General features: G+C 72.4%; 10 protein-coding genes and 1 riboswitch. Of the genes, 4 read left to right on the top strand and 6 right to left on the bottom strand.

What is annotated here, in order from left to right:
• Window positions 1-187: 187 nt before the first annotated feature.
• Window positions 188-1426: a glycosyltransferase family 39 protein gene (locus ACWF94_RS18950; RefSeq protein ID WP_453489200.1), complete on the bottom strand. Its 1239-nt coding sequence runs from the start codon at window positions 1424-1426 to the stop codon at window positions 188-190.
• Window positions 1427-1553: 127 nt separating this feature from the next.
• Entirely contained in the window at window positions 1554-2315 is a 762-nt protein-coding gene (locus ACWF94_RS18945; protein ID WP_453489197.1) for a polyprenol monophosphomannose synthase, read from the bottom strand.
• Between the two features lie 428 nt (window positions 2316-2743).
• Between ACWF94_RS18945 and ACWF94_RS18940 the strand changes: the two genes are divergently transcribed.
• Window positions 2744-3037, top strand: a complete 294-nt coding sequence (locus ACWF94_RS18940; protein ID WP_453489194.1) for a hypothetical protein — start codon at window positions 2744-2746, stop codon at window positions 3035-3037.
• 23 nt (window positions 3038-3060) lie between these two features.
• Here the strand turns inward: ACWF94_RS18940 and ACWF94_RS18935 are convergent, their stop codons facing one another.
• The 3 genes from ACWF94_RS18935 to ACWF94_RS18925 form a co-directional block, all read right to left on the bottom strand.
• Complete coding sequence (locus tag ACWF94_RS18935; protein ID WP_453489191.1) at window positions 3061-4131, bottom strand: prenyltransferase/squalene oxidase repeat-containing protein; 1071 nt, start codon at window positions 4129-4131, stop codon at window positions 3061-3063.
• Window positions 4128-4949, bottom strand: coding sequence for a class I SAM-dependent methyltransferase (locus tag ACWF94_RS18930; protein ID WP_453489188.1), 822 nt, complete (start codon window positions 4947-4949; stop codon window positions 4128-4130). Before ACWF94_RS18930 ends, ACWF94_RS18935 begins: the two co-directional genes overlap by 4 nt.
• A gap of 97 nt (window positions 4950-5046) precedes the next feature.
• Window positions 5047-6375: a glycosyltransferase family 4 protein gene (locus tag ACWF94_RS18925; protein WP_453489185.1), complete on the bottom strand. Its 1329-nt coding sequence runs from the start codon at window positions 6373-6375 to the stop codon at window positions 5047-5049.
• 255 nt (window positions 6376-6630) lie between these two features.
• Here ACWF94_RS18925 and ACWF94_RS18920 point away from each other — a divergent pair, with 255 nt between their 5' ends.
• The 3 genes from ACWF94_RS18920 (at window position 6631) to ACWF94_RS18910 (ending at window position 10310) form a co-directional block, all read left to right on the top strand.
• Window positions 6631-7305 carry a TetR family transcriptional regulator gene (locus tag ACWF94_RS18920; protein WP_453489182.1) on the top strand — a complete coding sequence of 225 codons (675 nt, stop codon included), beginning with the start codon at window positions 6631-6633 and terminating at the stop codon, window positions 7303-7305.
• Window positions 7306-7647: 342 nt separating this feature from the next.
• Window positions 7648-9060 (top strand): SLC13 family permease, encoded by a 1413-nt coding sequence (locus tag ACWF94_RS18915; RefSeq protein WP_453489179.1) that lies wholly within the window; start codon window positions 7648-7650, stop codon window positions 9058-9060.
• A gap of 32 nt (window positions 9061-9092) precedes the next feature.
• Window positions 9093-10310 (top strand): glycerate kinase family protein, encoded by a 1218-nt coding sequence (locus tag ACWF94_RS18910; RefSeq protein WP_453489176.1) that lies wholly within the window; start codon window positions 9093-9095, stop codon window positions 10308-10310.
• On the opposite strand, the gene ACWF94_RS18905 is transcribed toward ACWF94_RS18910, so the two are convergent.
• The gene (locus tag ACWF94_RS18905) at window positions 10259-11653 is read right to left on the bottom strand and encodes an aminotransferase class V-fold PLP-dependent enzyme (RefSeq protein ID WP_453489173.1); all 1395 of its coding nucleotides are present in this window, start codon (window positions 11651-11653) and stop codon (window positions 10259-10261) included. The genes ACWF94_RS18910 and ACWF94_RS18905 overlap by 52 nt on opposite strands.
• Before the next feature lie 184 nt (window positions 11654-11837).
• A riboswitch (SAM riboswitch) is annotated at window positions 11838-11955 on the bottom strand.
• Window positions 11956-12092 lie beyond the last annotated feature (137 nt).

The following is a 12092-nucleotide window of genomic DNA, read 5'->3' as shown; positions in this document are numbered from 1 at the left end:
GGCATGGACAAGGGCCGCGCCCCCGGGGTCCGCCGGGCCGGGATTCCGGTGCCGGTGGGCGTGCTCGCGCATGACGCGCACCACACATACTGGCCGCCGATATTCGAATCGTCAATGACTTTCGAAAGTTACTGGAAGATTCGCAAGAATGATCCCGGGGGTGGCCGTCGAACAGGCGCGAGGGCCCTCAGGGAGACCTGTGCCACACCAGCAGGAGGTAGCCGCCGTACGCGCTGGAGACCAGCGTGGCGGCGGCCAGCAGGGTGTAGGCGGTTCTGGGGCGGGCCGCCGCCAGCGCGCGGGCCAGCGGGAAGAGCAGCGGGAAGGCGGGCAGCAGGAACCGGGCTCTGGAGTGGAAGTAACCGGCGCCGCCGATCGTGATGGCCAGCAGGACCGCCACGTAGATCAGCAGGGCGGGGTGCTGCCGCTGCTGCAGACAGACGATGAACAGGGTGACGGCGGCGATCACGGTCAGGGCGCCCACGACCGCGTTGAGACTGACGGGGGCCTGAGTGAAGATCTCGGAGATGCGCCGGACGGTGAAGCGGCCGGCGTCGAAGGTCGAGCCCCACTTCTCCTGGATCCGGAGGTAGCCGTCCCAGCTGCCTGCTCGATAGCCGACCCAGCCGAACCAGGCGAACCAGCCGAGCGGCGCCAGGACGATGGATCCGGCGAGGACGAGCGGCGGCGTACGGTTCGCGGTCCCCGCGCGTCCCCGCACGGCGGCGACGAGTGCCCAGCCCGCGCAGAGCGCGACGGCGGCCACGACCGCGGCACCGGAGGGCCTGGTGAGCCCGGCGAGCACCGCCAGCGGGACGGCCACCGCCCAGCGGTGGGTGAGTACGGCGTACAGGGTCCAGGCGGCGATGGCGGTGAAGATCGGCTCGGTGTACGCCATGGTCTCGACCATGGCGTGCGGCGCGATGCCCCACAGGACGACCGCGATGGTCGCGGCCCGCCGCCCGTACAGCAGCCGGGCCACGGCGAAGATGCCCCAGGCGGCGAAGAGCGCGCCCGTCACGGCGATGCCCCAGGCGACGGTTCCGGTGGGGAGGGGGAGCACGGCGGAGGCGCCGCGGATGAGCATCGGGTACAGCGGGAAGAAGGCGTACTTGCACATCGGGCCCTGCACCGCGCAGCTTCCGGGCTCAAGTGCGGTGTAGCCGTTGTCGGCTATGTCGATATAGAACCCGGTGTCGAACCGGGACGCGAGGAGGCTGCCCAGACTCGGACCGCCGTCCGGGGTCCGGAGCACCACGAAGGCCACGCCGATACACCGTACGAGCAGATAGGCGGCCAGAGCGGGGCCCGCCGCGACGAGCGCCCGCCTGATCCGGTCGCCCCGCGATTTCCGGCCCCCGGCCGGCCGGGGGCCGGTCACGGGTCTCGGCGCCGGTGTGGGCGGGGTCGTCTGAAGTGCCGACATGTCGCTCTCTTCATAGCGTGGTTGTGGCGGTCAGGAGCCTGTCGGCCACAGGGGGATGGGGTCCGGGCGCGGTGCACGCGCCGCGGGACCGGGGACAGCGGCGGCGCAGAACACCGCGGGACGGGGCTCAGCGGCGGCGCAGAACACCGCGGACTCGGTTCCTGATGCCCCAGGCGGTCACACGCCACAGGGCCTCGGCCACGATCGCGCGGCTCATCTTGCTGGCGCCGTGCTCCCGCTCCACGAAGGTGATCGGCACCTCGACGATGCGGCAGCCCGCTCGGGCGGCACGCCATGCCAGGTCGACCTGGAAGCAGTACCCCTCGGAGGTGACCTGGTCCAGATCCAGTGATTCCAGGGTCTCCCTGCGGAAGGCCCGGTAGCCGCCGGTCACATCGCGGATGGGGATGCCGAGCATCAGCCGGGAGTACAGGCTGCCGCCGCGCGACAGATACTCCCGCGACCTGGGCCAGTTCACCACGCTTCCGCCGGGCACCCAGCGGGACCCGAGGACCAGGTCGGCACCGGTCAGCGCGGCGAGGAGGCCGGGCAGTTCCTCCGGGCGGTGGGAGCCGTCGGCGTCCATCTCGACGAGTACGCCGTACTCCCGCTCCAGGCCCCAGCGGAACCCGGCGAGATAGGCCGCGCCCAGCCCTTCCTTGCCCTCGCGGTGCAGTACATGCACATGGTCGTCGCTGTCCGCCAGTTCGTCGGCGATCTTGCCCGTGCCGTCCGGACTGTTGTCGTCGGCGACGAGGATGTGCGCGGCCGGCACCGCCGCGCGCACACGTGAGGCGATCGCCTCGATGTTCTCGGCCTCGTTGTAGGTGGGGATGATCACCAGCGTGACACCGGGAGACCGGGTGTCCCCACGTCTGTCGAATTCCATTCGTTGTCGCACCTCTCGCACCCTGGCAGGCGCGATACAGACGGCCATGCCGGTACCAGGAAGCATAAGCGGCGAACGGCTGCGGTGCGTTGGAGCCCCCTGAGAAGATGCCCTGCTGAGACCTGCCACTGTCCCGCCTGACGCGGCGTTTCCGGCCGGGACCTGCCCTGAGGGCTTCGGCCCATGTTCCCGGAAGGCTGCCGTCCGCTGGTGATATCACGCGCGCGACGCCACGTCGGGACGGGGCGGGGTGGGTCTGGGCGGGGTGGGTCTGGGCGGGACGCGTCGGGGACGGGACGGGACGCGTCGAGGGCGGGACGCGTCGGGACGCTTCCACTCCCGTCCGTACTGCGGCGGCGCGCGGGACCGGGTGCCCGCAGGTACGCGCTGAGGTGTTTCACCCGCCTGCGAGCGGCAACACGACGGCTATGAGTCCACGTCATCGCAACGGAACGCATCAGGCCGCGACGGTCATCGCGATCGTCGCGGATGTCATGGCCGTCATTCTCGGCCTCTGGATCCTCATGTATCTGCTGGACGCCAACCGGGCGAACGACCTCGTCGGCTTCGTCCAGGACACCGCCCACTGGCTGGCCGGCTGGTCGTACGACCTGTTCACCTTCGACGAGGCGTGGGCACGCGTCGTCGCCGGGTACGGTCTCGCGGCCGTCGTCTATCTGTTGGTGGGGCACGCGGTGGCGGGCAGGCTGCGCCGCCACTGAGCCACGGCCCCGTCAGACAGTCCCTAGGGACAGCAGTCGGGAGCGAGCCCTCGTGGCAGCCGTTCCCCTCCGAAGACCGCGGTGGTCGCCTCGTCCCCCCCGAGCGCGGCCACCGCCAGGAGCAGGGAACCCGCCGTCCAGGTGGTCAGCTCCGCCGGCCAGTACGCCCGGTCGCCCTCGAAGACGTACCCCGTGAAGTACATTCCGCCCTCGGCGCGCAGATGCCCGATGGACTGGAGTATCTCCAGCGCCCGGTCCGACTCCCCCATCACCCACAGGGCCAGGGCGAGTTCACAGCTCTCGCCGCCGGTCACCCAGGGGTTGGGCAGCACACAGCGCACCCCCAGACCGGGCACGACGAACTCGTCCCACCGCCGCTGGATGCGGACGGTGGCCTCCACGCCGGTCACCGCGCCGCCGAGGACCGGGTAGTACCAGTCCATGGAGTAGCGGCTCTTGTCGAGAAAGCGCCCGGGGTGGCGGCGTATGGCGTGTTCGAGCGCGCCCGCCGCCAGCTCCCAGTCCGGCTGGGGCTCCTCGCGTTCGTCGGCGAGCGCCAGCGCACAGCGCAGGGCGTGGTGGATCGAGGAACTGCCCGTCAGCAGCGCGTCGTTGACGGGTGTGCCATCGGCTTCGCGCTTCCAGCCGATCTGGCCGCCGGGCTGCTGGAGCCGGAGCACGAACCCGATCGCGGACTGGACGGTGGGCCACATCCGGTCGAGGAAACCGTCGTCGCCGGTGGCCAGATAGTGGTGCCAGACGCCGACGGCCGTATAGGCGCAGAAGTTGGTCTCCCGGCCGCGGTCGGTGGGCCGGGCCGCGTCCCCGTCGTCGTAGGCGGAGTACCAGGACCCGTCCGCGTTCTGGTGCCGCCGCAGCCAGGTGTACGCCCGCGCCGCCGCCTCGTGCTCGCCCGCCGCGTCCAGCGCCATGGCGGCCTCGGTGTGGTCCCACGGGTCCAGATGGTGCCCCCGGAACCACGGGATCGCGCCGTCGTCGCGCTGGATTCCGCGTATTCCCGCGACGGTCTCGGCGGCCTGCTCGGCGGTCAGCACCCCGGGCAGGACGAGATGTTCCGTACGGGGAGTGGTCACGCCTCGGCCCCGGGCAGCTTCGCTTCCGTCGCATGCGGTTCCGCCGCATACGGTTCCGTCGCATACGGGTCGGTCGCACGCGGATCGGTCACATGCGGGTCGGTCACATGCGGTTTGGTCGCGTACGCCACAAAGCTCTTGCCGATCAGCGGGTTGAGCGCCTGCTCGGCGAGCCGGGTGGCCAGGGGCTTCTTCATGATGTCCCAGACGAGGAGCCGGTGGTACGCCTTGACCGGCAGCGCCGTGTCGTTGTCGACGCCGAAGGCACATTTGAGCCACCAGTAGGGGCTGTGCAGGGCATGGGCGTGGTGGGTGCCGTACGTGACGAGTCCCGCCTCCTCGATACTGGCGAGCAGTTCATCGGCCCGGTAGATACGGATGTGCCCGCCCTCGACCTCGTGGTACGCGTCGCTGAGCGCCCAGCAGATCTTCTCCGGACCGTACCGGGGCACAGTGATCGCGATCCGGCCGCCCGGCTTGAGCACCCGGACCATCTCGGCGAGTACGCCCTTGTCGTCGTGGATGTGCTCCATCACCTCGGAGATGATCACGACGTCGAACGACTCGTCGGGGAAGGGGAGTCGGAGCGCGTCCCCCTCCATCGCGGTCGCGGTCGCGCCCCGGGGGGCCTCCCCCGCCTCCTCCATGGCGGCGAACCACCGCGCGACCTCACGGATCTCCTCGGCGTTGCGGTCGAGCGCCACGACCCGCGCGCCCCGCCGGTAGCACTCGAACGCGTGCCTCCCGGCACCGCACCCGAGGTCGAGGACCCGGTCGCCTGCGGCGAGCGGAAACCGGGAGAAGTCGACGGTCAGCACGGGGCCCCGCTTTCGCAGTCGGTGGTTCGGGTACGGATGCCGGAACATATTCGGGTGCCGATGCCGGTACGCGTCCGGCCGGCAGCCGGAACCCGCGTCACGGCGCCACCGGGGCGAGCGCCGCGCGGTACAGCTCCACCGTCCCCTGCGCCGCCCTCGCCCAGGTGAATCGCTCCAGCACCCGCCGGCGCCCGGCCGCGCCCAGCCGCACCCGTAGCCCCGGGTCGCCGAGGAGCCGCACCAGCGCCGCGGCGAGCGCTCCCGAGTCGCCCGGCGGCACGGCGAGGCAGCTCTCCCCGTCCGGGCCCGTGACCTCGGGGATCGCGCCGCCCGTGGTGGCGACCAGCGGTGTCCCGGTGGCCATCGCCTCGGCGGCGGGCAGCGAGAACCCCTCGTAGAGCGAGGGCACACACGCGATCTGCGCGCCGCGCACCAGGCCGACGAGTTCCGCGTCGGAGATGCCCTTGACGAACTCGACGGCGCGCTCAAGTCCGTACCGCTCGATCAGCCGGTCGACCGGGCCGTCCGCCGCGCGCTTGCCGACGACCACGAGATGGGCGTGGGGGTGCTCCGTACGCACCTTGGCGAGCGCCTCCACCAGGTGGACCAGCCCCTTCAGCGGTACGTCGGCGCTGGAGGTGGTGACGATCCGGCCCGGCACCTCGGCGACCGAGGGGTCCGGTGAGAAGAGGTCGGTGTCGGCGCCGATCGGGACGACATGGACGCGCTCGGGCCGTACGCCGAGATGCTCCACGATCTCCTGCTGGGACGACCCGGAGACGGTGAGCACGGACGGCAGCCGGCGCGCGACCCGCTTCTGCATCCGGGTGAAGCCGTACCAGCGGCGTATGGACGCGCGCCGCCGCCAGGTCCCGGCGGCGTCCAGTTCCAGCCGCCGGTCCACGGTGATCGGGTGGTGGATGGTGGTGACCAGGGGCGCCCCGAGATCCCCGAGGAGTCCGTACCCGAGAGTCTGGTTGTCGTGGACGACATCGAACCGGCCGCGCCTGGCGGTCAGATGGCGTCGCGCGCGCAGCGAGAAGGTGAGCGGTTCGGGGAAGCCGCCGGTCCACATCGTGCCGACTTCGAGTGCGTCGATCCAGTCGCGGTACTCGTCGCGGGCGGGGGTACGGAACGGGTCCGGGCTGCGGTACAGATCGAGGCTCGGCAGCTCGGTGAACGGGACGCCTTCGTCGAGTACGGGATAGGGCTGGGCGCCGATCACCTCGACCCGGTGGCCGAGGCGGGCCAGCTCCCGCGAGAGATGACGGACATAGACGCCCTGGCCGCCGCAGAACGGATTCCCCTTGTAGGTGAGGAGCGCGATACGCAGCGGTTCGGCACCGCCGCCGGTTCCGGACGATGCCGCCCGGGGGCCCGGATGAGGGCCGGAATGAGGGCCGGTCTCGATGGCCTCAGCGGTCACTCACGGCCCCCTTCTCACTGCGTTTCGCCGGAGCGTAACCGCTCGCGCTAATCTAGAACAAGTTTCAGACTTGATCGTTCAACGAGGTCCGAATCTACCGGCAGGTAGCCACGCCGTAAGGGCCGGATCAGGTGATTCGCGCCACGAACGCCGCGCTGCCATGCTGTGCGACCCACGCTGTGGATCGGTCCGTACCGTGCGGTCCGTACGGTGCGGTCCGTACTCAGGTGGAACGGAACGGGGGAACCGGGACAGATGACATCCGAACCCAGGCCGCCAGGGCCGGCGTCGTCGCCCCTGACCGAGCGCCAGGAGGCCCGCCGCCGCCGCATCCTGGCCGCCAGCGCCCAGCTGGCGAGCCGAGGCGGCTTCGACGCGGTGCAGATGCGCGAGGTCGCCGAGTCCGCCGAGGTCGCCCTCGGCACCCTGTACCGGTACTTCCCCTCCAAGATCCACCTCCTGGTCGCCACCATGCAGGACCAGCTCCAGCACCTGCACACCACCCTCCGCAAGCGTCCCCCCGCCGGGGACAGCCCCGCGGACCGGGTCGCCGAGACCCTGATGCGTGCCTTCCGTTCCCTCCAGCGCGAGCCCCAGCTCGCCGACGCGATGGTGCGCGCGCTGACCTTCGCCGACCGCAGCGTCAGCCCCGAGGTCGACACGGTCTCCCGCCAGACGACCACGATCATCCTCGACGCCATGGGCCTCGCGGACCCGACCCCGGAGCAGCTCTCCGCCGTACGCGTCATCGAGCACACCTGGCACTCCGCCCTCATCACCTGGCTGTCCGGCCGCGCCTCGATCGCCCAGGTCGGAATCGACATCGAGACCGTCTGCCGCCTGATCACCCTGACCGCGCCTGCCGGCCCGGCGCCGGAGCGCCCCCGCGCCACTGGCCGAAGCCGATGCCCAACCAGCCCCGCCGACTGAAGCTGACGCCCACCTAGCCCCACCAGCCGATGCCCATCCAGCCCCGCCGGCGATTGAGGCGCTGGGGGTCCCCCCACGCCGCCAGGCGTAGGGGGCGGCGCGGGGCAGAGCCCCGCCGGACCGCCCGCGCCGGGCGACGGCTCCGCGGCCGAGGCGCTGACCAGGCCGGACCGGGGCGACCAGGACCGAACCCGCGCGGCCAGGTCCCCGGGGCGACCAGCCCCACCGCACCCGCAAATGTCGCGATCCGCACCCTTGGGCGCCCCCACACCCTTCGCCACGTGAAGTTCCTTTCATGAACGCCTCATGGAGCCCTCACCGCCCCCATGGAGCCTCATATCCGTGACCTTGAACCTCCGACAGGCGACGACCCTCTGCGTGGCCCTGAGCATCTGCGCGCTGCTCGTCGTCCCCGGCAACTTCCCGGGGCTGAGCGGTGACGCCCGGATCACCCTCGCCGTCTTCGCCCTGGCGACCTGCGCCTGGATCGGTACGCCGATCGACGACACCTATATCGCGCTCGGCGCCGGGCTCGCCCTCACCGCCACCGGGGTGATCAGCAGCGACACGCTCTTCGGGACCCTCGGCGACGACACGGTGTGGCTGCTGATCTGCGCCTTCGTACTGGCCGCGGCGGTGGCGCGGACCGGCCTCGCCGGGCGGGCCGCGGCGTTTCTCGTCGGCGGGGCCCGGACCGTACGGCAGCTCGTCCATCTGACGACCGCGGCCCTCGTCGTCACCGCCTTCGCGGTACCGGCCACCTCGGGGCGGGCCGCGCTCACGCTGCCCGTCTTCCTCGCCCTCGCGAAGGTGCTGGCGGAGCGCAAGCGGCTGGTCGTGATGCTGGCGCTGCTCTTCCCCACGGTCATCCTGCTGTCGGCGGTCGCCACCCTGATCGGCGCGGGAGCGCATCTGATCACGGTCTCCGTGCTCTGGGAGGCCGCCGGGGAGCGCGTCGGCTTCACCGAATGGCTGCTGCTCGGGCTGCCGCTGGCGGTGGTGTCCTCCCATCTGGCGGCCGAGGTCGTGCTGTGGACGACGACCCGCCGCGCGGACCGCAAGGGCCCGGTCCACATCACCGCCGAGCAGATCCAGGAGCACAGCGAACAGCCCGTCACCGGCCCCTGGGCGCCCGCCGAGACCCGGTGCGCCCTGCTGCTGGCCACGGTCGTCGCCCTGTGGTGCAGCGAGCCGCTGCACCGGGTGCCGCCCGCCGTCGTCGCCCTCATCGGCGCGGTCGTCGCGGCGTCCCCCGCGCTGGGGACCGTACGGCTCAAGGACGCGCTGAAGACCGTGCCCTGGTCGCTGCTGCTGTTCATGGCCGCGACGATGGCGATGGGGCTGGCGCTCGCCGACTCCGGAGCCGCGAAATGGCTGGTGGGCGGGGTGCCGCTGGATCTGCCGCCGTGGGTGTTCCTGGCCGTCGTCGTCGGTGTGTCCACGGCCGCGCATCTGGTCCTCCAGTCGCGCTCGGCGAGATCGTCGGTGCTCGTCCCGCTGGTCGTCGCGGCTGCCGCAGGCGCCGGGGTGAACCCGGTCGCCGCCGCCCTCGCCTCCACCGCCGCGGCGGGCTTCTGCCACACCCTGCCCGCCTCCGCGAAACCGGTCACCCTGTTCGCCGAGATCCCCGGCGTACCCACCTACGGCCCCCGCGACCTGCTGCGGATGTCCGCTGTCCTCGCGCCGCTGACCGCCGCGCTCGTCCTGCTCTTCGCCGTCGCCGTCTGGCCACTGCTCGGCGTACCCGTCCGCTGACGCCCCACCCTCACCCGTATCGGAGTACGCATATGCTGACCCGTTTCGCCGTCGCCCCCAGCGGCTTCAAGGAGTCCCTGTCCGCACGGTCCGCCGCCGAGGCCATCGCCGCGGGGGTACGCCGGGTCGTCCCGGACGCCGAGATCGATCTGATCCCCCTGGTGGACGGCGGCGAGGGCACCGCGCACGCGCTGGCGGCCTCGACGGGCGGCCGGCTGGTCGACCTGCGCGCCACCGGGCCCGTCGGCGAGCGGATCGGCACCCACTTCGCCCTGCTCGGCGGCGGGGAGGCGACCGCCGTGGTGGAGATGGCGGCCGTCGCCGGGCTGTCCCTGGTGCCGCGCGGCCTGCGCGACCCGGGGGCCACCACCACGTACGGCGTCGGCGAACTGATCCGGGCCGCGCTCGACACCGGGGTCCGCCGGATCCTCGTCGGCTGCGGTGACTCCGGCACATCGGACGGCGGGGCGGGCGCGCTCCAGGCGCTGGGCGCCCGGCTGCTCGACGCGGACGGCCGGGAACTGCCCCACGGCGGCCGGGAACTGCCCCGGCTGCACCGCATCGACACCTCCGGCCTCGACCCTCGGCTCGCCCGCACCGAGATCAGGGTCGCCTGCAACCCCTTCAATGTGCTGTGCGGCGAGCGCGGTGTCGCCCGGGTCTTCGGCCCCCAGAAGGGCGCGACACCCGCACAGGTCGAGCAGCTCGCGGGCGCTCTGGAGCACTGGGCACGCCTCCTCACCCGCGATCTGCGGGTGAGCGCCGATCTGCGCTCGGGCCCCGGTACGGGTGCCTCCGGCGGGCTCGGCGCGGGGCTCGCCGCGCTCGGCGCGCGGCTGCTGCCCCGGTTCGACGTCCTCCTCGACCAGCTCGATCTGGACGCCCGCCTCGCCCGCGCCGATCTCGTCCTGACCGCCGAGGGCGCGCTCGACCACCAGACCCCGCGCGGCAAGGTGCCCGCCGAGGTGGCCAGGCGTGCCAAGCTCGCCGGGCGTCCGGTGCTCGCCCTCGCGGGCACGATCGGCGAGGGCGCGCACCGGGTGCGGTCGATCGGGGTGGACGCCTACAGCGCGATCCTGCCCGCGCCGGTGACCCTGCCCGAGGCGCTCAGCCGGGGCGGTGAGTTCCTCACCGACGCCACCGAGCGCGCCCTGCGGATGATCCTGATCGGGACCCGGCTGCCGGCTCACGCCGGGCGTCAGACGGAGGCGGTGGTGTCCGGGACGCAGCGGCCGTCCTCGGTGCGGTAGTTCCACCGCGCGCCGTCGGCGACCAGTTCCCTCACCGCGCGGACGAAACGCTCCACATGCTCGTCGGGAGTGCCCGCGCCGAAGCTGACCCGGATCGCGTTCAGCGAAGTCTCCCCCGGCTCGGCCTCCGGCGCGCCGCACTCGCCCTGCGCGCCCAGGCTCTGGGATTCACCGCCCAGCAGCGTGCGGACCAGCGGGTGGGCACAGAACAGTCCGTCCCGTACGCCGATGCCGTACTCGGCGGAGAGCGCCGCCGCGAAGTGCGAGCTGTTCCACCCCGCCACCACGAAGGAGATCACCCCGACCCGGGGCGCGTCGTCCCCGAACAGCGACAGCACCCGCACCTCGGGGACCTCGGCGAGACCCTCGCGGACCCGGGTGACGAGCCGCTGTTCCCGGGCGGCCAGCGCGTCGAACCCGGCGTCCGTCAGCGCCTTGCAGGCGGCGGCGATCGCGTACACGCCGATGACATTGGGCGAGCCCGCCTCATGGCGGGCCGCGGTGGTGTGCCACGCGACGTCCACCCCGCCGTCGGCCCGCCGGGCCACCTTCCGCGACGCGCCGCCACCGGCCAGATACGGCTCCGCCTCCCGCAGCCAGTCCGCCCGGCCCGCGAGCACGCCCGCGCCGAACGGCGCGTACAGCTTGTGCCCGGAGAACGCCACCCAGTCGACGTCCAACTCCCGTACGGAGACGGGGTGGTGCGGTGCGAGCTGCGCGGCGTCGAGCACGATCCTGGCGCTATGGGCGTGCGCGGCGGCGGCGAGTTCCCGTACCGGCCACAGCTCTCCGGTCACATTCGACGCGCCGGTCACACAGACCAGCGCCGGACCGCGCCGGTCCCGGCCCCCGAGGGCGCGCTCCAGCGTGGCGACGGCCTCGGCGGGCGTCCGGGGCGCGTCGAGATACGTCACCCGGGCGTCGCGCCACGGCAGCAGCGAGGCATGGTGCTCGGTCTCGAAGACGAAGACCTCACAGCCGGCCGGGAGCACGGACGCGAGCAGATTGAGGGAGTCGGTGGTGGAGCGGGTGAAGACGACCTGGTCGTCCGCACGGCAGTCGAGGAACTCGGTGACCGTCCGCCGGCTGTTCTCGAACAGATCCGTGGAGAGCTGGGAGAGATATCCGGCGCCCCGGTGGACGCTGCCGTAGTACGGGGCGTACGCGGCCACATCGTCCCAGACGCTCTGCAGGGCGGGGGCGCTGGCCGCGTAGTCGAGGGCGGCGTAGGTGACCTCTCCGCCGGTGACGAGCGGGACGGTGACATCGCGGCCGAGTACGGGCAGGGGGGTGTCGCAGGCGGTGGAGGTGGTGGCGACGGCGGTGTTCGGGCGTGCGGACATAACGGAATCTCCCGGCGGGACAAGGCGGAATGGCTTCATGGGCCTCCAGGTGCGCCACGACGCCGCGCTCGACGGGCGGCGGTGATCGCGTGGAGGGGGGTGCTGAAGAAGGGGCGTAGGCCCTATCGCATTCGCTTGCTCACGAGACTGCTCCCTTGAGGACCAGGACCCCAGGGTGTGCAGGGGTCCGCGCTTGCCACGGGCCTCGCTGCCCACGGCCTGGTCTTCACCCGGGGCACCCCGCCACGGACGGAGGGTTGCCGGACAGCGGGCCGGGGCCGTAGTCGCTGTCACTCATGACCTGCGCCGACGCTATGCCACCCGGCCGCGTCCCCGCAACTCCGTCCCTGCCGGACAGCCCGCGCTTCCTGCCCGGGGGGGGCGAGCGTTTCGTTCACGGGCGCGGCCCGGTTACCGGGGCTCCGCCCCGGACCGCCCC

This window comes from Streptomyces sp. NPDC055078, from assembly GCF_053607985.1.
This window is presented reverse-complemented; position numbering and strand designations above follow the sequence as displayed.

Bases quoted from the DNA above. Each gene is read 5' to 3' on its own strand.
- ACWF94_RS18905 (WP_453489173.1), bottom strand. From the start codon at position 11,653: ATGTCCGCACGCCCGAACACCGCCGTCGCCACCACCTCCACCGCCTGC.
- ACWF94_RS18940 (WP_453489194.1), top strand. From the start codon at position 2,744: ATGAGTCCACGTCATCGCAACGGAACGCATCAGGCCGCGACGGTCATC.
- ACWF94_RS18950 (WP_453489200.1), bottom strand. From the start codon at position 1,426: ATGTCGGCACTTCAGACGACCCCGCCCACACCGGCGCCGAGACCCGTG.
- ACWF94_RS18920 (WP_453489182.1), top strand. From the start codon at position 6,631: ATGACATCCGAACCCAGGCCGCCAGGGCCGGCGTCGTCGCCCCTGACC.
- ACWF94_RS18945 (WP_453489197.1), bottom strand. From the start codon at position 2,315: ATGGAATTCGACAGACGTGGGGACACCCGGTCTCCCGGTGTCACGCTG.
- ACWF94_RS18910 (WP_453489176.1), top strand. From the start codon at position 9,093: ATGCTGACCCGTTTCGCCGTCGCCCCCAGCGGCTTCAAGGAGTCCCTG.